At 66.4% G+C, this 22,868-nt stretch carries 25 protein-coding genes; 9 read left to right on the top strand and 16 right to left on the bottom strand.

Features of this window, described 5'->3' with window-relative positions:
• Nucleotides 1–3 precede the first annotated feature (3 nt).
• The 4 genes from AU198_RS05985 to AU198_RS05970 all read right to left on the bottom strand — a co-directional run bounded on the left by AU198_RS05985 (nucleotide 4) and on the right by AU198_RS05970 (nucleotide 4,183).
• On the bottom strand, nucleotides 4–897 hold the full coding sequence (locus AU198_RS05985) for a YciC family protein (RefSeq protein WP_064346595.1): 894 nt from the start codon (nucleotides 895–897) through the stop codon (nucleotides 4–6).
• A gap of 18 nt (nucleotides 898–915) precedes the next feature.
• Nucleotides 916–1,500, bottom strand: a complete 585-nt coding sequence (locus AU198_RS05980) for an RDD family protein (RefSeq protein WP_064346594.1) — start codon at nucleotides 1,498–1,500, stop codon at nucleotides 916–918.
• 179 nt (nucleotides 1,501–1,679) lie between these two features.
• Nucleotides 1,680–3,080 (bottom strand): cystathionine beta-synthase, encoded by a 1,401-nt coding sequence (locus AU198_RS05975; RefSeq protein ID WP_064346593.1) that lies wholly within the window; start codon nucleotides 3,078–3,080, stop codon nucleotides 1,680–1,682.
• Nucleotides 3,081–3,121: 41 nt separating this feature from the next.
• Complete coding sequence (locus AU198_RS05970) at nucleotides 3,122–4,183, bottom strand: alpha/beta hydrolase (RefSeq protein WP_064346592.1); 1,062 nt, start codon at nucleotides 4,181–4,183, stop codon at nucleotides 3,122–3,124.
• A 205-nt stretch (nucleotides 4,184–4,388) separates the two neighbouring features.
• On the opposite strand from AU198_RS05970, the gene AU198_RS05965 reads away from it, so the two are divergent.
• On the top strand, nucleotides 4,389–5,399 hold the full coding sequence (locus AU198_RS05965; protein WP_064346591.1) for an SGNH/GDSL hydrolase family protein: 1,011 nt from the start codon (nucleotides 4,389–4,391) through the stop codon (nucleotides 5,397–5,399).
• A gap of 34 nt (nucleotides 5,400–5,433) precedes the next feature.
• Nucleotides 5,434–6,651: an acetyl-CoA C-acetyltransferase gene (locus AU198_RS05960; RefSeq protein ID WP_064346590.1), complete on the top strand. Its 1,218-nt coding sequence runs from the start codon at nucleotides 5,434–5,436 to the stop codon at nucleotides 6,649–6,651.
• Nucleotides 6,652–6,742: 91 nt separating this feature from the next.
• Here the strand turns inward: AU198_RS05960 and AU198_RS05955 are convergent, their stop codons facing one another.
• Nucleotides 6,743–7,609, bottom strand: a complete 867-nt coding sequence (locus tag AU198_RS05955) for a type IV toxin-antitoxin system AbiEi family antitoxin (protein ID WP_064346589.1) — start codon at nucleotides 7,607–7,609, stop codon at nucleotides 6,743–6,745.
• 187 nt (nucleotides 7,610–7,796) lie between these two features.
• Nucleotides 7,797–8,645, bottom strand: coding sequence for a Bax inhibitor-1/YccA family protein (locus AU198_RS05950; RefSeq protein WP_064346588.1), 849 nt, complete (start codon nucleotides 8,643–8,645; stop codon nucleotides 7,797–7,799).
• Nucleotides 8,646–8,810: 165 nt separating this feature from the next.
• On the opposite strand from AU198_RS05950, the gene AU198_RS05945 reads away from it, so the two are divergent.
• From AU198_RS05945 to AU198_RS05935, 3 genes are read left to right on the top strand one after another with little or no spacing between them, the layout of a single operon-like run.
• Nucleotides 8,811–9,863, top strand: coding sequence for an enoyl-CoA hydratase/isomerase family protein (locus tag AU198_RS05945; protein ID WP_064346587.1), 1,053 nt, complete (start codon nucleotides 8,811–8,813; stop codon nucleotides 9,861–9,863).
• Entirely contained in the window at nucleotides 9,860–10,645 is a 786-nt protein-coding gene (locus tag AU198_RS05940) for an enoyl-CoA hydratase (RefSeq protein WP_064346586.1), read from the top strand. The genes AU198_RS05945 and AU198_RS05940 overlap by 4 nt, the downstream gene beginning before the upstream one ends.
• Before the next feature lie 9 nt (nucleotides 10,646–10,654).
• On the top strand, nucleotides 10,655–12,367 hold the full coding sequence (locus AU198_RS05935; protein ID WP_064346585.1) for an alpha/beta hydrolase: 1,713 nt from the start codon (nucleotides 10,655–10,657) through the stop codon (nucleotides 12,365–12,367).
• On the opposite strand, the gene AU198_RS05930 is transcribed toward AU198_RS05935, so the two are convergent.
• Both AU198_RS05930 and AU198_RS05925 read right to left on the bottom strand, forming a co-directional pair.
• Nucleotides 12,364–12,732, bottom strand: a complete 369-nt coding sequence (locus tag AU198_RS05930) for a rhodanese-like domain-containing protein (RefSeq protein ID WP_064346584.1) — start codon at nucleotides 12,730–12,732, stop codon at nucleotides 12,364–12,366. The genes AU198_RS05935 and AU198_RS05930 overlap by 4 nt on opposite strands.
• Before the next feature lie 2 nt (nucleotides 12,733–12,734).
• A complete protein-coding gene (locus AU198_RS05925) occupies nucleotides 12,735–13,280 on the bottom strand; it encodes a cysteine dioxygenase (protein ID WP_064346583.1) in 546 nt (181 codons plus the stop codon).
• Nucleotides 13,281–13,544: 264 nt separating this feature from the next.
• On the opposite strand from AU198_RS05925, the gene AU198_RS05920 reads away from it, so the two are divergent.
• Nucleotides 13,545–13,973 carry a lipoprotein LpqV gene (locus AU198_RS05920; protein WP_156431503.1) on the top strand — a complete coding sequence of 143 codons (429 nt, stop codon included), beginning with the start codon at nucleotides 13,545–13,547 and terminating at the stop codon, nucleotides 13,971–13,973.
• Nucleotides 13,974–14,015: 42 nt separating this feature from the next.
• Nucleotides 14,016–15,005 carry a patatin-like phospholipase family protein gene (locus AU198_RS05915; RefSeq protein ID WP_064346582.1) on the top strand — a complete coding sequence of 330 codons (990 nt, stop codon included), beginning with the start codon at nucleotides 14,016–14,018 and terminating at the stop codon, nucleotides 15,003–15,005.
• Here the strand turns inward: AU198_RS05915 and AU198_RS05910 are convergent.
• The gene (locus AU198_RS05910) at nucleotides 15,002–15,847 is read right to left on the bottom strand and encodes a patatin-like phospholipase family protein (RefSeq protein ID WP_064346581.1); all 846 of its coding nucleotides are present in this window, start codon (nucleotides 15,845–15,847) and stop codon (nucleotides 15,002–15,004) included. The genes AU198_RS05915 and AU198_RS05910 overlap by 4 nt on opposite strands.
• A 50-nt stretch (nucleotides 15,848–15,897) precedes the next feature.
• Nucleotides 15,898–16,947, bottom strand: coding sequence for an NAD(P)H-dependent amine dehydrogenase family protein (locus AU198_RS05905; RefSeq protein WP_064346580.1), 1,050 nt, complete (start codon nucleotides 16,945–16,947; stop codon nucleotides 15,898–15,900).
• A 247-nt stretch (nucleotides 16,948–17,194) separates the two neighbouring features.
• Between AU198_RS05905 and AU198_RS05900 the strand changes: the two genes are divergently transcribed.
• Together AU198_RS05900 and AU198_RS05895 are read left to right on the top strand one after the other, a co-directional pair.
• A complete protein-coding gene (locus AU198_RS05900; protein ID WP_064346579.1) occupies nucleotides 17,195–18,397 on the top strand; it encodes a lipid-transfer protein in 1,203 nt (400 codons plus the stop codon).
• 18 nt (nucleotides 18,398–18,415) lie between these two features.
• A complete protein-coding gene (locus AU198_RS05895; RefSeq protein WP_064346722.1) occupies nucleotides 18,416–18,730 on the top strand; it encodes a hypothetical protein in 315 nt (104 codons plus the stop codon).
• 56 nt (nucleotides 18,731–18,786) lie between these two features.
• Here the strand turns inward: AU198_RS05895 and AU198_RS05890 are convergent, their stop codons facing one another.
• The 6 genes from AU198_RS05890 to AU198_RS05865 form a co-directional block, all read right to left on the bottom strand.
• A complete protein-coding gene (locus tag AU198_RS05890) occupies nucleotides 18,787–19,080 on the bottom strand; it encodes a hypothetical protein (protein ID WP_064346578.1) in 294 nt (97 codons plus the stop codon).
• 111 nt (nucleotides 19,081–19,191) lie between these two features.
• Complete coding sequence (locus AU198_RS05885; protein WP_231744584.1) at nucleotides 19,192–20,193, bottom strand: MmpL3/TtfA transport complex stabilizer; 1,002 nt, start codon at nucleotides 20,191–20,193, stop codon at nucleotides 19,192–19,194.
• Between the two features lie 398 nt (nucleotides 20,194–20,591).
• Complete coding sequence (locus AU198_RS05880) at nucleotides 20,592–20,999, bottom strand: STAS domain-containing protein (RefSeq protein ID WP_064346576.1); 408 nt, start codon at nucleotides 20,997–20,999, stop codon at nucleotides 20,592–20,594.
• Between the two features lie 171 nt (nucleotides 21,000–21,170).
• Entirely contained in the window at nucleotides 21,171–21,620 is a 450-nt protein-coding gene (locus AU198_RS05875; protein ID WP_064346575.1) for an ATP-binding protein, read from the bottom strand.
• A 32-nt stretch (nucleotides 21,621–21,652) separates the two neighbouring features.
• Complete coding sequence (locus AU198_RS05870; protein ID WP_064346574.1) at nucleotides 21,653–22,000, bottom strand: STAS domain-containing protein; 348 nt, start codon at nucleotides 21,998–22,000, stop codon at nucleotides 21,653–21,655.
• A gap of 152 nt (nucleotides 22,001–22,152) precedes the next feature.
• Entirely contained in the window at nucleotides 22,153–22,860 is a 708-nt protein-coding gene (locus AU198_RS05865) for a GAF and ANTAR domain-containing protein (protein ID WP_082690882.1), read from the bottom strand.
• Nucleotides 22,861–22,868 lie beyond the last annotated feature (8 nt).

Below are 22,868 nucleotides of genomic sequence, written 5' to 3'. Positions count from 1 at the left end.
CCGTCACTGCTGCGGGGTGACCTGAGGCGGCGGACCGGGCGGCAGGGGTTGCGGGTTCAGGTCGGCGACCTGACCACCGCTGAGCTTGCGATAGGCGTACACCTCGATGAGCGCCACCAGCGGAAGCGCGACAAGCAGACCGACGCCGCAGAGCAACGCCCCGACGAGGGTGATGGCGAATACCGCCAGCAACGTCAGCAGCACCTGACCGAAGTTGTTCTTCGCGATGTCGAAGCTGGTCTTGATCGCGTCGATCGGCGAGAGGTTACGGTCCAGCAGGGCGATCACGGTGAACATCGTGAAGATCGCCACGATGAAGCCGGGAATGAAGCACAGCGCAAAGCCGATCGAGGTCAACAGTCCGACGATCACGCCCGCGATGATGACGGCGCCTACGTTGCGCGGCTTGAAGAACGACCCGATGGTCACCGGCTGACCGTTGGCGACGGCCAACATGCCGTTGTAGTAGGCGGATTGGATTATGCCGCCGACGACCAGCGCCACGATCCATCCGAGGATTGTGATCCCGATGCTGGCGGGACTGTCGAGGTTGTACGAGAACGAGAACCCGTCACCGTCGGACGAGTAACTCGTCGACCCCGGGTCCACCACAGCCGACAGCGTGCCGAACAAAACCTGCAACCCAACTACGATGATCCCATAGACAAGCGTCGGAACGATCAGCGCGGCTGCGTTGGCGGTGAACTTGCCCCACGCCCACGAAAACGCTTCACCGACGCTATACCTCTGAGCGTCAGCGAATCCCGGCCCGCCCGGCGGCGGATAGCCACCTGCAGGCGGGTAACCGCCCTGCCCCGGATATCCGGCGCCCGGCGGATAGCCACCCGGCGACGGCGGAGGGTTGTTTCCCGGTGGAGGAGGCGGTTGATCAGTCATGTGACCTTTCCCGGTTGACTACAAGGGTGAGCAGACGGTGGAGATGAGCTTATCCGCAATGGTCTGCCGTTTGGCGTCCCACAGTGGGAACAGATAACCGACATAGCAGATGGCGGCGTCGACGATATGCGCCAATTGCCGGACGATGGACATGCCGAAACCGATTGGCTGCCCGTTCTTTTCGCTGACAACTTTGAATTTCAGCATCGACTTGCCGATGCTGGAACCGGTAGTTCCTTGGCGGTACCCATAGTTCCAGATCACGTATGCCAGAACGAGTATCGAGGTGACAGTGATCGCGAGCTGTCCGACCGTGGAGGCGCCGGTCGCGCAGAACTCGCCGAGTTCATACTCGGAAACATCGGTGATGCACGCTGTTTCCTGGGTGCCAAGCAGCAGCGCGTAACCGATACCCCACAAGATGAAGATCGGGATCGAGTCGACCAGCCAGGCCAGAACACGGGTGAACCACGGCGTGTACGCCTCTTTCGGCATCGCTTGAACCGGTAGCGCCGGAGGTGGATAGCTGGTGTCCGTCGGCGGCGGTGGCGGATAACCTCCTGGCTGCGGAGGATAACCTCCTGGGGGCGGCTGATCGGTCATCGGTCGACTCCAGTCTGCTTCTTAGCTGGATCAAGCGTGCTTACATTACCCGCAAAGCGCCTTTGCGCAGCGATTTGTACACCGAAAAGAAACGTCCCCGATTCGGCGTCTGGCCGCGAGCGACGAACAATCGGTCGGGCTGTTTGCCAGCCTTCAGCGCCCCCGATGACGGTGAGGCGCTAGCGAACCCGACGCTTGGATCCGTCGGACAGGAAACCGAGCAGGTCGTGGCGGGTCAGCACGCCGACGGGTTTACCCTCCTCGACCACCATCACCGCGTCGCATTCGCGAAGTTCTTTAGCTGCCGCGCTGACCAGTTCGCCGGCTCCGATCAGCGGCAACGGCGGGCTCATGTGGTCGGCCACCGCGTCGGCGAGCTTGGCCCGTCCCTCGAACACCGCGGAAAGCAGTTCGCGTTCGGATACGCTGCCCGCGACCTCCCCGGCCATCACCGGCGGTTCGGCACCGACGACGGGCATCTGCGAGACGCCGTATTCGCGCAGGATCCCGATGGCGTCGCGAACAGTCTCCGACGGGTGCGTGTGCACGAGGTCGGGCAGCGCCCCCGACTTGCCGCGCAGCACTTCGCCGACCGTCGACTCCTCCACCGACCCGTCCATCCTGCTACGCAGGAAGCCGTAAGACGACATCCAGTCGTCGTTGAAAACCTTTGCGAGATAACCTCTTCCGCCGTCGGGCAACAGCACCACGACCAGTGCGTCCGGGCCGGCCTGCTCGGCCACCTTGTTGGCGGCGACCACTGCCATACCGCACGACCCGCCGACGAGCAGCGCCTCTTCGCGCGCCAGTCTGCGTGTCATCTCGAATGAATCGGCGTCCGAGACCGCGATGATCTCGTCGGGCACCGCGGGGTCGTAGGCCTTGGGCCAGAAGTCCTCGCCGACGCCCTCCACCAGATACGGCCGTCCGGAGCCGCCCGAGTACACCGAACCCTCCGGATCGGCGCCGATGACGCGCACCTTGCCGTCGGACACTTCCTTGAGGTAACGACCGGCGCCGGTGATGGTGCCGCCGGTTCCCACACCGGCCACGAAATGCGTGACCTTGCCGTCGGTGTCGGCCCAGATCTCCGGGCCGGTGGTCTCGTAGTGCGACTCGGGCCCCATCGGGTTGGAGTACTGGTCGGGCTTCCACGCACCGTCGATCTCGGCGACCAGGCGGTCGGAGACGCTGTAGTAGCTGTCGGGGTGGTCGGGTGGCACCGCGGTCGGGCACACCACCACGTCGGCGCCGTACGCCCGCAGCACGTTGCGCTTGTCCTCGCCGACCTTGTCCGGGCAGACGAAGATGCATTTGTAGCCCCGCTGCTGGGCGATCAGGGCCAGCCCCACCCCGGTGTTGCCCGACGTGGGTTCGACGATCGTGCCGCCGGGCTTGAGTTCACCGCTGGCTTCCGCGGCATCGATCATCTTGATCGCGATGCGGTCCTTGGAGCTACCGCCCGGGTTGAGGTACTCGATCTTGGCCGCGACCATGCCCGCCCCCGGGGGAACAACGGAATTCAGCTGTACCAGGGGGGTATTGCCGATGAGCTCACTGATGTGCCGAGCGATGCGCATGACTCCATCGTGTCAGGCGGCTTCCGCCCTCACCAGGTGGGCTACCAGGTGGCCTCGCGAATGTAGTCGCCGATCTGGCGCAGCGAGCGTTTCGCCTCGGGCACGATCGGCGCCGCGATCTGGAAAACGTGCATCTGCCCTGGCCAGACGCGGACTTCGACCGGCACACCCGCGGCCGCCAGCCGCCGCGCGGCCTTCCGCGCATCGCTTACCAGCACCTCGGAGCCCGAAACGTGGATCAGCGTCCGGGGCAGCCCGGGTTCGATGTGGTCGAGCGGCTCGTAAACCTCTTCAGACTTCCCGTCCTTTCGCCCACGGCGCGCCGCATCCTCGATCAGGTCGACGAGCGCGTGGAACGCCCGTGGCGGGAACATTGCGTCAGTGCGGATGTTCGGGTGATTGGCGCGCGCCTCGTTGTCGATCTCGAAGAGTGGCGACATCGTCACCATCGCGGCAGGGACCTCACCCTCGAGGCCTTCGCGCTGCAGGCGTTCGGCCAGTGCGAGCGCCAGGTAGCCGCCGGCGGAGTCGCCAGCCAGGACGATCTGGTCAGGCTCGTACCCGTGCAGCCGCAGCCACTGGTAGGCGTCGTAGCAGTCGTCGATCGCCATGCCGACCGAATGCTTCGGGATCATCCGGTAGTTGACCACCAGCACCGGGCAATCGGCGTAGCCGGACAGCGCCTGCACCAGGCGGCCGTGCGAATTGACGCCGCAGGTCAAGAATGCGCCGCCGTGCATATAGAGGATGACGCCGCGTTTACCGTCTGCGGGCAACACGCCGGGCGCCCGGACAAGTTGCGCGGTGCATTTCGGCAAAGAGATCGTGGCCCGCACGGTGCCGGGCGCGGGCCGCGCGACGCGCGAGACGAAGTCGACCAGACCCCAGGGCCACGGCAGCCGCGGCGCATAGCTTCCAATAGCCAGCGTGGGTCGAACAGTTAGCAGGGCCGCAAGGGACGCGAGCCGGCCCCCAAGGCTCGGGCCGTCTTCGACGATTTCTACCGGCGCTCCGTCACTGACCGGGAACTTGCGCGGTTTACGAACGTGAACAGGCGATACTCCTGGTCGGCGAGCATGGCCGACCTTGCTCGGTGCGGTCATCACAACCACCCCCTCCGACGTTCAAGCCGCCGCGGTGCTGAGCACGCCTAATTTTCTGGACGTGACTCGCGTCTTAGCTTGACAGCTTACGTTCAATTCAACAATCAGCGAGTCATATTCGATACCGGAGTTGATACCGCAATGTGACCCCTTATCGCTTCTCGCCACGCGGATAGCCCCGGAAAACCCACTTAAACTTGCCTGCGTGGGCACACCGCGACGGACGACCACAATCGCGTTTGCGGCCGCGGCCACGCTCGGCTCGCTGGGTTCGGCGTATATCGGGGCGCGCAACCTGCTGATCGGGCAGGCCGACCAGGCCCGCCGCGTCATTCCGCAGGCGTGGGACATCCCGCCCCGAGCCGACGGCGTCTACGCACCCGGTCGCGGCCCCGTCGAGCGCTGGCGCCGCGACGTGCCGTTCGACTTGAACCTGATGGTCTTCGGTGACTCCACCGCGACCGGCTATGGCGCCGCCACCGCCGAGGAGGTGCCCGGAGTTCTGCTCGCGCGCGGTTTGGCCGAGGTCTCCGGAAAGCGGATCCGGCTGAGCACCAAGGCGATCGTCGGGGCGACGTCGAAGGGGCTGTCGGGCCAGATCGACGCGATGTTCGTCGCGGGTCCTCCACCCGACGCCGCGGTGATCATGATCGGCGCCAACGACATCACCCGGCCGAACGCCATCCGCCCGTCGGCCCGCCGACTGGGAAAGGCGGTGCGCCGATTGCGGGCCGCGGGCGCCGTCGTGGTGGTCGGCACCTGTCCGGATTTCGGCGTCATCACCGCGATACCGCAACCCCTGCGCGCGGTGACACGCAGCCGCGGACTGCGTCTGGCCCGCGCTCAGGCGGCCGCCGTGCGAGCTGAAGGCGGCGTTCCCGTACCGCTGGCCGACCTGCTGGCGCCCCACTTCCGGTCCACCCCCGACGTGCTGTTCTCTCCGGACATGTTCCATCCGTCCGGCGCCGGCTATGCGCTGGCGGCCAACCAACTGCTGCCGGCGCTGTGTAATGCGTTGAGCGACTGGCTCGGTGGTGCAGCGCCGGAGCTGCCGTGGCGTTCACGATCGGGTGAGGGCTTCGCGCTGCTGGCCCGTGTCGGCGGGTTGAGCAGGTTGTGGCGGCGCTCGACCGGGGTCCCCGCACCTGTGCTGAGGGGGATCCCCGGCATCGGCCATGGGAGGGGTCCCGCACCCGTCGTGGCGTCCGCGAGCTAGGTTCTCCTCATAGCCGTCAATGCGAGGAGTCACCATGGGAGAAGCCGTCATTGTCGCGACCGCGCGGTCGCCGATCGGACGCGCCGCCAAGGGTTCACTGGTCGATATCCGGCCCGACGACCTGGCCGCGCAGATGGTGCGCGCGGTGCTGGACAAGGTGCCCGCACTGGATCCGCGGGAGATCGACGACCTGATCATGGGCTGCGGCCAGCCCGCAGGCGAAGCCGGCTTCAACATCGGCAGGGCGGTGGCCGTGCAGCTCGGTTACGACTTCCTGCCGGGGACAACGGTGAACCGCTACTGCTCGTCGTCGCTGCAGACCACGCGCATGGCGTTCCATGCGATCAAGGCCGGCGAGGGGCATGCGTTCATTTCGGCTGGCGTGGAGACGGTTTCGCGGTTTCCGAAGGGCACGGCGGATGGGTGGCCGGACAGCAAGAACCCGTTGTTCGCCGACGCGATGAGCCGCTCGGATCAGGCGGCCGCGGGCGCCGAGGAGTGGCATGACCCACGTGACGACGGCTTGCTGCCGGACGTCTACATCGCGATGGGCCAGACCGCGGAGAACGTCGCGCTGCACACCGGTATCAGCCGCGAGGACCAGGACCACTGGGGTGTCCGGTCGCAGAACCGCGCCGAGGAGGCCATCAAGAACGGCTTCTTCGAGCGCGAGATCGTCCCGGTCACGCTGCCGGATGGATCCACCGTGTCCACCGATGATGGGCCTCGGGCCGGGACCACCTACGAGAAGATCAGCCAACTCAAGCCGGTGTTCCGGCCGAACGGCACCGTGACGGCCGGCAACGCGTGCCCGCTCAACGACGGCGCCGCGGCGCTGATCGTCATGTCGGACACCAAAGCTCGCGAGTTGGGTCTGACGCCGCTGGCGCGCATCGTCTCGACGGGGGTGAGCGGGCTGTCCCCGGAGATCATGGGTCTCGGTCCCATCGAGGCGACGCGCAAGGCGCTCGCCAACGCCGGGATGTCGATCGGCGACATCGACCTCTACGAGATCAACGAGGCCTTCGCCGTCCAGGTGCTCGGTTCGGCGCGCGAACTGGGCATGGACGAGGACAAGCTCAACGTGTCGGGCGGCGCGATCGCCCTGGGCCATCCGTTCGGCATGACCGGCGCGCGGATCACCGCCACGCTGCTGAACAACCTGACGACCCACGACAAGACGTTCGGCCTCGAGACGATGTGTGTCGGCGGCGGCCAGGGCATGGCGATGGTGCTCGAGCGGCTGTCCTGACCCGCGAGGGGCAGCCGCCGACCGGCCGCAGCCGACCGGCCGACCGCAGCCCGCCGGCGTCTAGTGTGCAACCAGATCGCGAATTCGGCCGTTACGAGGCAATTTCGCGATCTGATTGCACACTAGCGGCCCAGGCGCACCGCACCCGGTTGACGATGTCGGCCGGATGGACGCCCGCGCCGACGCGAATATGTGTCCAACCCCGGTGCGCGATGAACTCCGAGCGCACGATGTCGGCTCCGAGCCGCGACGGCAGCCGGTGCAATTCGCCGTCGTACTCCACGGCGATCATCACCTCGTCCCCCCAACCCATGTCCAAGCGGTAGCGGGCTCGCCCGAAGTCGTCATAGACGGGGATCTGCGTCCGCGGGCGCGGAAAACCGGCTCGTATGAGCAGCAGACGCAACCAGGTTTCGCGTGGAGACTCCGCGCCGGCGTCGTACAGGTCGAGAACAGGCAACACTCGCGGCACACCCGGAGATCCGCGGTGCCGGTCGACAAGCCCGGCGACGAGGTCACGGTCGAAACGAGTTGCATTGCCCAACGCGTCGAGACGCGCCACCGCCTTGTCACCGCGGGTCAGCCGGGCGAGGTCGAACGCCGTGCGCTCCGGTGTCGTCACGGGCACGCCGGCCACAAATTCCCATTCGTTGCGAGCCAGTCGATCTCGTCGCGTCACGATCCCTCGCGGCGCACGCGGGTTCGACCATATGAGCTCGATCGGGACATCGTCGGCGACGTACTGGGAACCGTGTAGCGCCGCAGCCGCGAGGCCGGCAATCACTGCGCGCCGGCGAGTCCACAACCAGGCGGCAATCGTTCGTTGCGACAAGTTCGGCACCACGCCGTCGTCGATGTACACGCCGGGGAACAGGGCTTGATAGCGGGTCCGCAGTTGATGCTTGTTGGCGACATGGCCATCGCGCAACGCTTCGCTTCCGAGGAACGGCACTTCCATGGTCCGCAGTGAAGACCGGTGCTCGGACAGGAACAGCGTTTGCGGGTGCAGTGACGGCGGCGGTTGGGGATAACCAACCCAAACGGCGGCGGTTGGGGATAACCAACGCAAACGGCCGCGGTTCGGGATATCCAACGCAACAGAAAAGGCCCGGCACGTTTTCGTGCCGGGCCTCCTCGTCAGGCTGCTAGTCGCTGTTGAAATACGACAGCAGTCGCAGGATCTCGATGTACAGCCAGACCAGCGTGACGGTCAGGCCGAGCGCGACGCCCCACGCCGCCTTCTCCGGCGCACCCGCGCGAATCATCTGGTCGGCCGCGTCGAAGTCGATCAGGAAGCTGAACGCCGCCAAGCCGATGCAGAGCAGCGAGAAGCCGATCGCGAGCATGCCGCCGTCGCGCAGACCAAGGCCGGCGCCGCCGTTCAAACCGAAGATCGCCGCCAGGAAGTTGACGAGCATCAGGGCCAACACGCCGAACAGGCCGGCGACGATCATCCGCGTGAACTTCGGGGTCACCCGGATCGCACCGGTCTTGTAGACCACGAGCATGCCGAAGAACACCCCGAGGGTGCCGACGATGGCCTGCGTGATCATCGCGTAGCCGCCGTTGGAGATGACGTTGGCGAACAAGAACGAGATCGCGCCCAGGAACAGGCCCTCGAGCGCGGCGTAGCTGAGCACGATGGCCGGGTTGTCCTGCTTACGGCCGAACGTGGCGACCAGCACAAGAATCAGGCCGCCGATCGCGCCGACCATCGCCAGCGGCATGGCCAGGCCGAGGTTGACCGATGCGATGAAGTACGAGACGACGCCGACCGCGGTCAACACCGCCAGCGTGACGCCGGTCTTGGTGACGACATCGTCGATGGTCATCGGGCGGGCGACGCCTGCCTGGCGCTGCTCCGGGTACTGCGTCACATAGGGGTCGGCGTGAACCGCCTGCGTACCGTAGCCGGCGGCCCCTGTACCGAACTGCGCATATCCGCCCTGCGACTTTGGCAGGGATCGAAATACGGGGTTGCTGGATTCCCGCACCGTGGGTTCCTCTCCTGATGATGTCGATCGTCAATCGGCGAACACACCGTCAACGAATCATGTCCCTGGTCGGTTCCCGGCTGCGCCGTCAACTTTCCCAGCTGGTTCACAAGAAACCCTACCCAACGCAATCGCAGGTCGGGCAACGTTCTACATTGCATACCCGTGGGCGAAAACGAGGATGTCCTAGTAACCGTTGACCGCGGGGTCGGCTTGATCACCCTCAACCGCCCCAAGGCCATCAACTCGTTGAACCACTCCATGGTCACCACGATGTCGGGCGTGCTGGACGAATGGGCGCACGACGACGCCGTCACCGCGGTCGTGGTCGACGGGGCCGGCGAACGCGGCCTGTGTGCGGGAGGCGACATCGTCGCGCTCTATCACAGTGCCAGGGTCCAGGGGCCTGACCAAGGACGCGAAGCGCGCGCCTTCTGGTACGACGAATATCTGCTCAACGCCCAGATCGGCCGGTTCGGCAAACCGTATGTCGCACTGATGGACGGCATCGTGATGGGCGGCGGCGTCGGCGTCAGCGCCCACGGCAGCGTGCGCGTCGTCACCGACACCACCAAGATGGCGATGCCCGAAGTCGGTATCGGGTTCGTCCCCGACGTCGGTGGCACGCTGATCCTTTCGCGCGCACCCGGACTGCTCGGCTATCACGCCGCGCTCACCGGCGCGAACTTCGACGGCGCCGACGCGATCGCGATGGGCTTCGCCGACCACTTCGTACCGCACGACAAGCTCGCCGACTTCAAGGCCGCAATCCTGGCGGACGGTATCGATGCCGCACTGGCCGCCCATGCCATCGAGCCACCGCCGAGTAGCCTTTTGCAGCAACGCGAGTGGATCGACCGCTGCTATGCCGGTGAGACCGTCCTCGACATCGTCGCGGCCCTGCGCGGCCACGACGACGCCGCTGCCGGTGCGGCGGCCGACCTCATCGAGAGCCGCTCCCCCGTCTCGGTTTCCGTCACGCTCGAAGCGCTGCGCCGCGCCGCCGAACTCGACACACTCGAAGACGTGCTGCGCCAGGAATACCGGACGTCGTGCGGGGCGCTGCGCTCCCACGACTTCGTCGAGGGCATCCGCGCCCAGGTTGTCGACAAGGACCGCAACCCGAAATGGTCGCCCGCCTCGTTGGCGGCGGTCACCACAGCCGACGTCGAGGACTACTTCGCGCCGGCCGATCGCGAACTGGAGTTCAAGAGATGAGCGACGAAACGAGCTTCTCCACCATCGTTGTCACGCGTGACGATCGTGTCGCGACCATCACGCTGAACCGGCCCAAGGCGCTCAATGCGCTCAACAGTCAGGTGATGGCCGAAGTCACCTCCGCGGCAGCAGAATTGGACAGTGACCCGGCGATCGGTGCCATCATCATCACCGGCAACGAGAAGGCGTTCGCAGCCGGAGCCGACATCAAGGAGATGGCGCGCCTGACGTTCGCCGATGTCTTCGCAACCGACTTCTTCGCAGCCTGGAGCTCATTCGCCGCCACCCGCACCCCCACGATCGCGGCCGTGGCCGGCTACGCGCTCGGCGGCGGCTGCGAGTTGGCGATGATGTGCGATCTGCTGATCGCCGCCGACACCGCGAAATTCGGCCAACCCGAGATCAAGCTCGGCGTGCTGCCCGGCATGGGCGGCTCACAGCGGCTCACCCGCGCCATCGGCAAGGCCAAGGCGATGGACCTAATCCTCACCGGACGCAACATGGACGCCGAGGAGGCCGAACGTGCGGGCCTGGTGTCGCGGGTGGTGCCCGCCGACACTCTGCTCGACGAGGCGAACGCGGTAGCCAAGACCATCGCCGGGATGTCGCTGTCGGCGTCGCGGATGGCCAAGGAGGCCGTCAACCGTGCTTTCGAATCGACGCTGGCCGAGGGCCTTCTCTACGAGCGCAGGCTGTTCCACTCGGCGTTCGCGACCGAAGACCAGACCGAGGGCATGAACGCGTTCACCGAGAAGCGCCCACCGGCCTTCCGCCACCGCTAATCTGCGGGGGTGACCGACACCCGCGACGACACCGACACCACAGTCGACGAGCCGAGGGAAGAGCCGGTCGGGACGTCCAAGGACACCCCGTGGTGGGTGCGCCACTACACGTTCACCGGCACCGCGCTGGGCCTGGTCTTCCTGTGGCTGTCGATGACGCCGTCGCTACTCCCGCGAGGTCCGCTGTTCCAGGGGCTGGTCAGCGGCGGCGCAGGCGCTTTCGGTTACGGCCTCGGCGTGTTCGTGGTGTGGCTCGTGCGCTACATGCGGTCCAAGGACAGCAGCCCGCCCGCTCCGCGACAGGCCTGGATCGCCCTGGTGGTCATCGGCGTCATCGGCCAGATACTGATGATCGTCTACTTTCACATCTGGCAGGACGAGGTCCGCGATCTCAACGGTGTTCCGCGGATGGGCTTCTGGGATCACCCACTGACCGCCGTGCTGTCCATCGTGACGCTGTTCGTGCTCGTGGAGATCGGGCAGTTGATCGGCAGGCTCGTGCGTTTCCTGGTCCGACAACTCGAACGGGTTGCACCGCCGAGGGTTTCGGCGGTCGTCGTGGTGGTACTGCTCATCGCGCTCACCATCGCGCTCCTGAACGGCATCGTGGTGCGCTTCGCGATGACCACGATCAACAGCACGTTCGCGGCAGTCAACGACGAGACCGACCCGGATTTCGCCGCGCCCACCTCACCGCTGCGGTCCGGCGGCCCCCAGTCGCTGGCCAGCTGGGAATCCCTTGGGCACCAGGGCCGGATCTTCGTGGCGGCGGGGCCGACGGTCGAGGAGTTGGCAGAGTTCAACGGCCGGCCCGCTGTCGAACCGATCCGCGTCTACGCCGGTCTGCATTCCGCGGACGGCATCAAGGCGACCGCCGCGCTGGCGGCGCAGGAGTTGTTGCGCACCGGTGGCTTGGACCGCGAAGTCGTCGCCGTGGCCACCACCACCGGCACCGGCTGGATCAACGAAGCGGAAGCCTCGGCGTTGGAATACATGTACAACGGCGACACCGCGATCGTGTCGATGCAGTACTCGTTCCTGCCGAGCTGGCTGTCGTTTCTCGTGGACAAGGAGAACGCACGGCAGGCGGGCCAGGCGTTGTTCGAGGCCGTCGACGGGCTGATCCGGGAGATGCCCGAAGCGCAGCGGCCGCGCCTGGTCGTCTTCGGCGAGAGCCTCGGATCCTTCGGCGGTGAAGCGCCGTTCCTCGCGCTCAACAACCTCATCGCCCGCACCGACGGCGCGCTGTTCAGCGGTCCCACGTTCAACAACACGATCTGGACCCAGCTGACCCACGATCGCGACCCCGGCTCGCCGATGTGGCTGCCCATCTACGACGCCGGCCAGAACGTGCATTTCGCCGCGCGGGCCGAGGATCTGACCCGCCCCGACGCACCGTGGGACAACCCGCGGGTGGTGTATCTGCAGCACGCGTCGGACCCGATCGCCTGGTTCGACCCGGATCTGCTGTTCGCCGAACCGGATTGGCTCAAGGAGCCGCGCGGATACGACGTGTCCGGTCGGATGCAGTGGATTCCGGTGGTGACCTTCCTCCAGGTGTCGGCGGACATGGCGGTGGCCGTGGATGTGCCCGACGGGCACGGACACGTCTACGTCAAGGATGTGGCCAACGCGTGGGCGGCGATCCTGCAGCCGCCGGACTGGACGCCGGAGAAGACCCAACGTCTTCGGCCGCTGCTGAGCAGCGATGAGAAAGATTAGGCCAGAACGCTTTTCAACGCGTGATATCCGCCGATGACGTCGGTGGAACGATGCAGCCCCAGATCGAGCAGTGACGCTGCCGCCAGGCTCGAGGTGTAACCCTCCGAACACAGCACCACCCACTCGACGTCGTCGTCGACGGCCTGCGGTAGCCGCGCCTCGCTGGTCGGGTCGCAACGCCACTCGAGCACGTTGCGTTCGATCACCAGCGCTTCTGTCACCTCCCCCTCGCGGGCGCGCTGGGCTTGCGGCCGGATGTCGACCAGGATTGCGCCGCGGTCCAATGCGGCGGGCACCTCGGACGCCGGCAGCCGGTGCAGGCGGGCGCGAGCGTCGTCCAGGATCCGGTCTATACGGCTCGTCATGCTCACCCCTCCGGCGCGTCGGTCAGCTCGGTCCGGTTGCGGCGCAACGTATTGCGCTGCGTCACCTCGTAGTACGACATCGCAGTCAGCGGCGGCGAATAGGCGTGCACGCTCAGCGTGGGTGCGACCGGGGCCGAGGCGTCCCCATCTGGTGCTCGCACCACGTCGTGCACCCACCCCAGCGGGAAGGCGGCCTGATCCCCGGCGTGCAGCCGGCGATGCCGCAATGCGCCGCCGTCCCAACGGGTCTCGCGCAGCGCACCGGAGATCACGGTCAGGGCACCGAGAGACCCGCCGTGGTCGTGCATCTCGGTCGACCGCTCGGGCACCCAGCTGATCAACCAGATGTCGAGCTCGTCGTCGCCGTGGAGGCGGGTGAACCACCGTTCGTCACGCGGTGGTCCCCCCGCAGGTAGCAGGTGGCCGTAACGACCGGTGAGCACATCGTCGGCGCAGCGGTCGGTGGCGAGCAACAGGTCGGGCAGTCGCAGCCGGGTGGGTGCGGACACTGCGGGCACTGGAGGTGGCAATAGTGCGGGGGAGGCCATCAAAGCTCCAAAGGAAACCGGAAATGGGCAGGACGGGGCGCTAAGCCCAACAACACTCCTGGCGTCCGGTCGTCACGAGGGCAAGTCTGGCATGGCCCCGCCGGGCCGACCCGGCCCGAGACGGCTGCCCGCCGGCGCGCGGTCCGTCGTCGCAGGCCAAACGCATATTTGCGGGGTCGGCGGATAGATTCACCGTGAGCGCAACCTCGGCGATCGGTGCGGCCGGTGTCCGTCACCGGTGAGCCGTTGCCTAGATTGGCGGGCATGCGCATGCGTCACGGTGTCGCGGCGGCCGCAGTCATGGCGGGTGTCGTCGCGGGATGTTCCTCGGGTACCGAAGACACCTCCGAACCGCCGGCCGACTCGACCCCCGCGGAAACCAGCTCGGAGGAAACGCCAACCGTGGCACCGGGTTCGGTCGCCGTCTCCCCCGGCGGTGTCACCACCGCGGTCGGCGCTCCCGCGGATTCGACCGAGGACGAGTACTTCAAAGCCTGCACCTCGGCCCGGCAGTGGATGGACGAACAAGGCGGCGACCCGAAGTCACAGATCGAGCCCTACCTCGGCATGTTGCAGACCTCCGATTCGGCCGGCCCCGGTACGTACGACACGCCGTGGACGCAGTTGCCGCCGCCGCGTCAGGCCGCGGTCATCGTCGCCGTGCAGGCGGCGGCCGACGGCCTCTGCGGCTGAAACCGGCGGCCATAACCGGTGCCGGCAGGCGACAATGGCGGTATGGCTGGCAAGCGGGTCGCGCTGGCACTGGGCAGCGGTGGCGCCCGCGGCTACGCCCACATCGGGGTGATCGAGGAACTTCAGGACCGCGGCCATGAGATCGTCGGCATCGCCGGATCGTCCATGGGCGCTCTCGTCGGCGGCCTGTATGCGGCGGGCAAGCTCGACGAGTTCTCCGACTGGGCGAAGTCGCTGACCCAGGGCGCCGTGCTGCGGCTGCTCGATCCCTCGATCACCGCCGCGGGAGTGCTGCGCGCGACCAAGATCCTCGACGCGGTTCGCGACATCCTCGGCGAGGTGCGGATCGAGGACCTCCCGATTCCCTATACGGCGGTCTCGACCGATCTCATCGCCGGCAAGTCGGTATGGCTGCAGCGGGGACCGGTGGACGCCGCCATCCGCGCGTCGATCGCGATCCCGGGGGTGATCGCACCGCATGTGCTCGACGGCCGACTGCTCGCCGACGGCGGCATCCTCGAACCGCTGCCCATGGCGCCGATCGCGGCCGTCAACGCCGATCTCACCATCGCGGTGTCGCTGGCCGGCAGCGAGGCCGGCGGCGTCGAAGAACCCGCAGGACAGAATCCGCGCGCGACCACCGAGTGGCTGGCCCGGGTGTGGCGCAGCACCACGTCGTTGTTCGAGTCGAATGCGATGCTGAACCGTTTCGGCTCCGGACCGGAGGGCTTTCCGGCAGGCGGGGAAAGCGAGGAGGAGCTCGTCGACGCTACGAAGGAAGCGTCCGTGGTACCCAAGCTCGGCAGCTTCGAGGTGATGAACCGCACGATCGACATCGCGCAGGCCGCGCTCGCGCGCCACCAGCTGGCCGGCTATCCGCCCGACATGCTCATCGAGGTACCCCGTTCGGCTTGCCGGAGCCTCGAGTTCCATCGTGCCGCCGAAGTGATCGACGTCGGTATCGAGTTGGCGGCGGCCGCACTGGACGCATTCGACAGCAAGCCCGAAACGCCCGCCGCTGCCCGGGATTAGAGGCCGAGGTGCGCGGCGATCTGGGCGGCGACGCTGCGGCCTTGCCGTCGTCCCGCGTGCGCCGAAGGGGTCCGGCATGCGGGATCCAGCGGGTTGGCGCCGAACGCCGCCAACGACTCGTCATCGGCGAACACGCCAAAAGCGTTGCGCTCGGCGACCTCGTCCCTGGCGCCCGCACCGAACGGTGACGGCGACGACAGGCCCTGCGGGATAAGGGCGACCACCACATCGCAGTCGTCGGCCACGGCCAGGTTGACGGTGCTACCGACACCGCCGTCCATGAAGCGGCGCGACCCGATGGTGACCGGCGGCCAGACGCCGGGCACCGCGCAACTGGCCGCGACCGCGTCGACCAGCGAGACGCCCGAGGCGCGGTCGAACGTGACCAGTTCCCCGGTTTCGGAGTCGATGGCGGTGATGCGCAGTTCACGGTCGGGCCAGTCGTGCGACGGCAGTCGCTGCTCGATCACCCTTCGACGCACCTCTTCGGTGACGGTGTCGGCGGCCAGCGCGATCGCACCGATTCGCTGCAGTTTCTCCGTTTTCGAGCCGGGAGCGGTCATCGCGTCGAGGAACATCTGGGTGATCGTCTCGATCCCCGCGCCGGGGTTGATCTCCGATGATGCCGCCTCGGTCTGCCGGTCGAACAACGCGGGCAGGCCGAGCCCGCTCACCACTTGCGCGGCGACCGTGGAACCCGCAGATGTGCCGACCAGAACGTCGGACGCCAACAACGCATCGGCGGTGGACGGCGACTCGTCGGCAATACCGGTCAGGATGCCGGTCTCCCACGCGATCCCCGCCACACCGCCGCCGGCCAGTACCAGTCCACGTCTCGTCACACCCCGTGAGTGTGCCAGGCGAGCGGCGACGCTCGCGTGGCCCCCCGAAGCTACGCGAGCCCCTGCGCCGCCCTGCCGCTGATCAACGGCAGGTCGAGATACGTTGCGATGCCGGGTTCTGCCGCGCACACCGCGGGTACCGAGTTCACACAGTGCGCCGCGGTGCCGACGATGCCGTACTCCGGGCCCTCTCCGCCGACGGCCGACTGGAAGCCCCTGACGACGATGTTGACATCCGGGTTTCCGCGGACCTCCATCTCGTACCGCTGCCCTTCAGGCCCGAATGTCCAAGCGGGGTCGAGGTTTTCCTCACCCATCAGCCAGTTCACAGTGACCCGCACGACCGCTTCTTCGTCGACCAGGGCCTCCCAGTGGAATTTGCGGCCCGCGACGTGTCCCGGCTCGATGACGCCGATCGGCGATTCGATCGGCGCGGTGGCGACCGCGATCTCCTGAGCGGAGCGAACTTTCGGGTCGGCACGGAAACCCACCTTGTCGACGATCATCTTCACCGCCTGGATGAAGCCGCCGTCGAGCAGCTTCTGCATCGGCCCGCTGAGCGCCTTCTCCGGAACCTCACCGAACCCCATCACGTGCCGCACGACGTCAGGGGCTTCATAGGTGCGAAGGTCGGAATACTCCTCGGCCCGAACGAAAGTCACGCCGGTCGAGAAGGCGGAGAACAGAAGCGGAAACTTCTCACTGATCCCCCCTGGCGCGATGCCGGTACCGTGCAGCGTGGCATTCCCCGCGATCGCCGCCTCTTGAAGAGGGGCGCCCTGCCGGCCGGACGGATACACCCATCCGACCGGGGTGACGACGTTCTTACCGGACCGCAAGAGCGCCGCCACCTCATCCGGATTGGGCAACAGCGGTGAGTAGATCACCGCGTCGGCGTCGAGGGCGAGGATGTCGTCGAGGCTGTTGGTCGCGGTCACACCCACCGGCTCGGTGCCGATGATCTCGCCGACGTCCTTGCCTGCCTTCCCCGGCGAGTGCACCCAGCATCCGACGAGCTCGAGGTCGGGATGTTCGAGCACACCCTTGATCGCTGCGACCCCGACGCCACCGGTCGCCCACTGCACCACCCGCAGGCCCATACCGACTCCTTCATGAAACTAGAACACGTTCTACTCTTGCAGGTCTACACCACAACCCCTCCCGCGCGGGTCACAATGGCCGCGATGGCCGCCATCGCCGCGATCAAGATCGGGTTCGGTGTGTTAGGGGTCGGTCAGCGCATGAAGCGGGGCCCCGTGGCGACGGCGGCCCCACTTTCGTCGGCCGCTAGGCAGGTGGCGCGCTGTATGTTCTCTGTAGCTCGCAGCGCAGCGAAAGGATCGAAGAATGTCGACCGCCAGAAGCAACAGGGTCTTCGTCGTCGGTGTCGGTATGACGAAGTTCGAGAAGCCGGGCCGCCGTGAAGGTTGGGACTACCCTCAAATGGCCAAGGAGTCGGGCACCAAGGCGCTCGACGACGCGGGCATCGACTACTCCGAAGTCCAGCAAGGGTTCGTCGGCTACGTCGCCGGCGACTCCACGTCGGGCAACCGGGCGCTCTACGAACTCGGCTTGACGGGGATTCCGATCGCCAACGTCAACAACAACTGCTCGACCGGTTCCACCGCGCTGTTCCTGGCCGCTCAGACGATCCGCGGCGGGCTCGCCGACTGCGTCATCGCTCTCGGCTTCGAGAAGATGCAGCCCGGCTCCCTCAAGGGCGGCCACGACGATCGGGAATCCCCGATGGCCAAGCACGTCGCGGCGATGGCCGAGATCGACGAGTTCGGTTTCCCCGTCGCGCCGTGGATGTTCGGCGCCGCGGGTCGCGAGCACATGCGCCAGCATGGAAGCACCGCAGAGCATTTCGCGAAGATCGGGTACAAGAACCACAAGCATTCGGTGAACAATCCGTATGCGCAGTTCCAGGAGGAGTACAGCCTCGACGACGTCCTGGCCGCGAAAATGATCTCCGATCCGCTGACCAAGCTGCAGTGCTCGCCCACGTCGGACGGGTCAGGTGCGGCGATCGTGGTCAGCGAGGACTTCGTGGACAAACACGGCCTGGCGGGCCAAGCGGTGGAGATCGTCGGCCAGGCGATGACCACCGATTTCGAGTCCAGCTTCGACGGCAGCGCCAAGAACCTCATCGGCTATGACATGAATGTCAAAGCCGCGCAGCAGGTTTACGAACAATCCGGGCTTGGGCCGGCCGACTTCCAGGTGATCGAGCTGCATGACTGCTTCTCGGCCAACGAGCTACTGCTCTATGAGGCGCTCGGGCTGTGCGGCGAGGGCGAGGCGCCCAAGCTCATCGACAACAACGACACCACCTACGGCGGCCGTTGGGTGGTCAATCCCTCCGGCGGGCTGATCTCCAAGGGGCACCCGCTCGGAGCGACCGGCCTCGCACAGTGCGCGGAGTTGACGTGGCAGTTGCGCGGCGCAGCCGACAAGCGGCAGGTCGAGGGCGTCACCGCCGCACTGCAGCACAACATCGGGCTCGGTGGCGCCGCGGTTGTGACCGCTTATCAGCGCGCCGAGCGCTGATAGGGGATCATGGACCGCATGCGAACCACAGGGATCCTTGCCGGAGTCGCCGCCGTCGTGTCCGCGGCCTTCGCCCTGCCTGCGGGTGCCGCGTGGGCCGATGACCAGGAATCGGCGCAGGAGGTCATCAGCAAGCTGCAGGACCAGGGGTACAACGTGACCATCGACAAGATCGGCACGGCCCCGCTGTCCGACTGCGTGGTCACCAGCGTGCGCAATCCCCAAGAGTTCACCCAATTGGTGCCGCTGCTCGGCGGTAATCAGGACGGGGTGCTGTTCCCCGTGACCATCAGCAAGCCGATCTCGGTGTCGCTGGACTGCAGCGGAGGCTAGACACTTCGGTGTGGTCGGTTGCGATACGCGCGACCGACCACCCCGAAACCGCGGCATCAGCGCGAGCAATCCGCGGTGACGGTGATCGTGCGCTGGGCCACCACCTGGATCAGATCGTCGCCGCGTCGCACCAATTCGGTTCGCTCACGGGCATTTCGGACATCGGTGATGACGCACTCGTCGAGGGGCGCGCTCCCGATGCGGTTGACTTTGACGTCGAAGCCTTGCGCCTCGAGTGTGGCAATGGTCAGTTCAGCGGATTCGGCCGCCGACGCGATGGCCGCCGGCGTCAGGATCGCACCGCACGCCAGAGCGGCCAAACCGACCATTGTCAACAGTATTGCGCGCATCTTGCGCTCCCTTCGTGACCTGAAGGCCCCGGTGGCCGTCAGGTGGTACGACGGGACAGCCGTGACGAAGGTTCAACACAATCTGTGGAGGGGCGATGTGCCGCCCGCCACCTAAGCGGTGACCGGCTCCAGTTCGCGCGCTTCGAGGGCCATGATGGGATCCGTCGCGACGAACTCCGAATACAACAGCGGCATCGATGCGTTCACGGCGAACGTCGACACCCCGCCCGCGTAGTCGGCCACGTACAGCCGGCCACCGTGCGAGTCGACTGCCACACAGGACGGCCGGCCGTCGACGGTGATCGTGTCGACGATCTGCAGGGTGAGCGTGCACAGCACCGCGACGTGGTCATAATCGACGATGTAAGCCCTGCTCTTGTCCTCGCCCATCGCCAGTTGGGTGGGGGCGCCGCCGATCTCGATGACGTCGGTGACACGGCCAGAGGGCAACTCGATCAGGTGCACCACACCGCCGCGGGTCCGGTCCGAACTGAGGACGAACGCGACGCCGTCGGCGAGCGCGATGTCGCGTATCGGCGCACCGATCCGCACCGCGGCGCCGACACGCCCGGTCTCGAGATCAACGGTCAACACCGCGCTGCCGCGCGCATCGGTGGTGGCGACGTAAAGCCGCGTTCCGCTCGGGTCGATCGCGAGGGCATCGATGCCGATGCCGGCGCCGGTCGCGATGTCAATGGTGCCCATGCGGTCGGCGGGGATGTCGATCACCGCGACGTCGATGCGCCCGTCACCTGTTCGGCCGGCGTAGACACGCTTGCCGTCGGGGCTCACGACCAGCGCCGTGATGTTGTCTGCCAGCGGGTACGACGCGATCACCGATTTGGTGGCGGTGTCAAGGACGGTCACCTCGTCCTTGTGGGTCCAGGACGACGTGCTCACGTAGGCGCGGTCGTCGTGGACTGCCACCGCAAACGGCTCGCCGTGAACCGCGACGATGGCCTCGGCGGCGAGGGTGCGGGCATTGAGCACCGCCACGCTGTCATCCCCCGGGTTCGTCACCACGGTCGTACCGGTGCCGGTTGCGGCGATATCACCGATCGGCCCCCGGCTCAGCTTCACCGCACCCAACGCGGTGGGCGTATGTTCAGGCATGAAGAAGTCAACCATCGTTATCTGGTACCTCCGCCGGCACTGCGTGCACCGGCCCTAGATTTCAAGTCGTAACGCGCCAAATCGGCGCGGTCTGAATCGAGTTTAGCGACGAATTCCGACATTCCAGCGCGCCGCGAAAAGCGGCACCTGACTCAACCTGTGAACCTCTCAGACACCGCTTAGAAAAACGCGCGTTACCCGATTGTTACCAGATTCCGACGGCTGGACGAGGGCCATGACCTGTGTAAATACCGCTGCCGCAAGGCGTTCCGAATACTGTGGCCGATCGCACGTATAACGGTTTCTTACCTTTCGCCGCCAAAGTGAGCGGTAAATCACAGGCCGGACACGACAGCAAACAGACCACAGGAGCCACGACCGTAACAGAAGCGATGCGCCTAGCCCACCAGCCGCAGCCTGGGTCTGCGGGGCGGTGTCGGCGGTTCCACGCGAACCAGGGGAATCAGCTCTTCGGGATCACACACTGCGAGAACCCGCGACACGGCGCTACCGGGCAGCACGCGCCACGGCACACCGTCCCGCAGCAGCCGGGCGTTGATGGCATGAAGGGCGGCGACCCCGTCAAAGGCAAAGAAATCCAGACAGGAGAGATCCAGCGTGACGTGCCGGGCGTCCGCGATCGTCTCGGTGACGACGGCCGCAAACTCCTTGGCGTTGGCGGCATCGACTTCACCGGTCACCGACACGACGATGTGCCCGGGCGCCCCGATCGCACTCGTGCTGGAGGCGACCGACAGCGCGCGCCTGGGCTGCAATGACGGGCGCGAGATCGCCGCGACGGACATTTCCGGTTCCCGACCGCGTCCGGGTTACCGCTGCTCGGTTCCGCGCTCGGCGCAGATACCGGGTGGCGTGCTGTCGACGCCCGCGTTGTTTCCGCCCATGCCTGCGCTCGCTTTCTGCGATGGAAGTCAGCGATGCGCTTCTACCCACGTCGGCCGCCGGCCAAACACAGATCATGCAGAAGTCGCGAAAGGCTCCTGCGACGTGAGCGGACAGTCGTTGAACTCGAGCTGTACGCGGGTCCCGGATGCCGAGCGCTCGATCGTGGCCCGATCGGACAGGGCGCGCATCAGCTCGATGCCGCGGCCGCGGGTGTTCGGCCTGCCGTCGGGTTCCTTCTCCAGCCAGGTTCCCTGATCGGAGACGGTCGCGACCAGACGCCTGTCCTCGGCGTCGTAATGGGCCGTCACCGACATGGTCCCGGCCTGGCCGGCCTGGACGTACGCGAACTCAGCGGAGTTGGTCAACGCTTCGTTCACCGCCAGCAGTATGTCGCTGAGCCGGTCGGCGTCGAGCGCGAAATTCGTCCGTAGCCAGTGTCTGAAGGCACCACGAAACTCGGCAACGGTCTGGGCATCTGCGGGGCCGTTGCTGGAAAAGCCGAGTTCCGTTGGAGCGTCCATGGTGGCTTCTGTTTACCCCGTCTGGCCCGAGCTCACGCTGTGACGTTGTCGAGCGCGGCGTCCAACGAGGAAAACAGGTCGATCAGATCGGCGATCCCTGTGATCTTCAACGGTCGGCTGGTGGCGGATCCGTCCGCGACGACGGCGAACCGGGTCTGAGTGCCGTCGGTCTGATTGTGGGTCTCCATCAGCACTTGCATGCCTGCGGACCCCAGGAACTCCACGCCGGTCAGGTCGACGATGAGGCCCACCGGATCCTTGCCCAACGCCGCCTGCACGGCGTCCCGCAGCTGCGGCGCCGTGAGCATGTCGAGATCACCGGAGGCGGCGACGACAGCCACGCGTCCCACCCAGTTCTCGGTACAAAGTTGTCCGTCCAAGCCTCACCTCTTGTTTGGCAACCACCGTAGCGGTCATGGCCGATCACGCGAGGCTGCAGTCTTAACCCGCGCAATAGGGTAGCGACTTCACCGTACCGATGCCTAAACGGGGACCGATCCGCGCCGGTCAACAGCTCAAGACCCGATGGTGGCTACGTGGACGGGCGCGCGGCGTCCACCAGTTGCGCCGCGATCAGATGCAGCGGGATGTTCTTCTCCTGGGAAAGCCTGACCAGGAGGTTGAACGCGGCAGGCGCGTCGACGCCGAAGCGCTCCATGATCATGCCTTTGGCCTGGCCGATGATGTCGCGCGACGCCAGAGCGGTCTGGAACTGGTCGTCACGGCGCGCGGTCGCCAGACCGATCGCTGCGTGCGCTGCGACCGCCAGCGCGAGATCCTCGAGCTGGGGTGTGAACACGCAAGCCCGCTCCGAGTAGAGGTTCAGCGCACCGATCTGCGAATCGTGGGTGTAGAGCTGGATGGCCAGGCTGGAACGCACCGGGGTGATCTCGAGGGCGCGTCCGATGAACTCGATCCACCGATCCTCGTTGTGGAAATCCTTGATACGCACCGTCACGTGTTCGTGGATGGCGTCGATGCAGGGGCCCTGCTGAAGCTCCTCCTGCAGCGTGTCGAGGTTCTTGGGCACCGGACCCGTGGCCGCGACCGAGCGCACCCGCCGGCTCTTCGGGTCCACCAGCGAAATCCCCGCGTGGTGCACATTCGGCAGGATGCGCACCGCCGTCGCGGTGACCTCGTCCACGAGATTGTCGACGTCCATGTCCGCGCTCTTCTGGCTGTGCAGGCTTCGCGCCAACCGTGCGATCTCGTCGTGCAAACCCCCGCGCGTGTCCGTCATGTCTCACC

The organism is Mycobacterium sp. GA-1199, from assembly GCF_001500045.1.
Taxonomy (GTDB): domain Bacteria; phylum Actinomycetota; class Actinomycetes; order Mycobacteriales; family Mycobacteriaceae; genus Mycobacterium.
The sequence above is the reverse complement of the archived record's forward strand: the minus strand, read 5'-3'. Positions and strand labels throughout refer to the sequence as shown.

What these genes read in the sequence shown, in the direction of transcription:
- AU198_RS05885 (WP_231744584.1), bottom strand. Translation starts at nt 20,193, where the DNA reads ATGCCTGAACATACGCCCACCGCGTTGGGTGCGGTGAAGCTGAGCCGG.
- AU198_RS05920 (WP_156431503.1), top strand. Translation starts at nt 13,545, where the DNA reads ATGCGCATGCGTCACGGTGTCGCGGCGGCCGCAGTCATGGCGGGTGTC.
- AU198_RS05960 (WP_064346590.1), top strand. Translation starts at nt 5,434, where the DNA reads ATGGGAGAAGCCGTCATTGTCGCGACCGCGCGGTCGCCGATCGGACGC.
- AU198_RS05955 (WP_064346589.1), bottom strand. Translation starts at nt 7,609, where the DNA reads ATGGAAGTGCCGTTCCTCGGAAGCGAAGCGTTGCGCGATGGCCATGTC.
- AU198_RS05940 (WP_064346586.1), top strand. Translation starts at nt 9,860, where the DNA reads ATGAGCGACGAAACGAGCTTCTCCACCATCGTTGTCACGCGTGACGAT.
- AU198_RS05900 (WP_064346579.1), top strand. Translation starts at nt 17,195, where the DNA reads ATGTCGACCGCCAGAAGCAACAGGGTCTTCGTCGTCGGTGTCGGTATG.
- AU198_RS05925 (WP_064346583.1), bottom strand. Translation starts at nt 13,280, where the DNA reads ATGGCCTCCCCCGCACTATTGCCACCTCCAGTGCCCGCAGTGTCCGCA.
- AU198_RS05905 (WP_064346580.1), bottom strand. Translation starts at nt 16,947, where the DNA reads ATGGGCCTGCGGGTGGTGCAGTGGGCGACCGGTGGCGTCGGGGTCGCA.
- AU198_RS05875 (WP_064346575.1), bottom strand. Translation starts at nt 21,620, where the DNA reads ATGGACGCTCCAACGGAACTCGGCTTTTCCAGCAACGGCCCCGCAGAT.
- AU198_RS05980 (WP_064346594.1), bottom strand. Translation starts at nt 1,500, where the DNA reads ATGACCGATCAGCCGCCCCCAGGAGGTTATCCTCCGCAGCCAGGAGGT.
- AU198_RS05865 (WP_082690882.1), bottom strand. Translation starts at nt 22,860, where the DNA reads ATGACGGACACGCGCGGGGGTTTGCACGACGAGATCGCACGGTTGGCG.
- AU198_RS05915 (WP_064346582.1), top strand. Translation starts at nt 14,016, where the DNA reads ATGGCTGGCAAGCGGGTCGCGCTGGCACTGGGCAGCGGTGGCGCCCGC.
- AU198_RS05895 (WP_064346722.1), top strand. Translation starts at nt 18,416, where the DNA reads ATGCGAACCACAGGGATCCTTGCCGGAGTCGCCGCCGTCGTGTCCGCG.
- AU198_RS05985 (WP_064346595.1), bottom strand. Translation starts at nt 897, where the DNA reads ATGACTGATCAACCGCCTCCTCCACCGGGAAACAACCCTCCGCCGTCG.
- AU198_RS05880 (WP_064346576.1), bottom strand. Translation starts at nt 20,999, where the DNA reads ATGTCCGTCGCGGCGATCTCGCGCCCGTCATTGCAGCCCAGGCGCGCG.
- AU198_RS05975 (WP_064346593.1), bottom strand. Translation starts at nt 3,080, where the DNA reads ATGCGCATCGCTCGGCACATCAGTGAGCTCATCGGCAATACCCCCCTG.
- AU198_RS05930 (WP_064346584.1), bottom strand. Translation starts at nt 12,732, where the DNA reads ATGACGAGCCGTATAGACCGGATCCTGGACGACGCTCGCGCCCGCCTG.
- AU198_RS05890 (WP_064346578.1), bottom strand. Translation starts at nt 19,080, where the DNA reads ATGCGCGCAATACTGTTGACAATGGTCGGTTTGGCCGCTCTGGCGTGC.
- AU198_RS05970 (WP_064346592.1), bottom strand. Translation starts at nt 4,183, where the DNA reads ATGACCGCACCGAGCAAGGTCGGCCATGCTCGCCGACCAGGAGTATCG.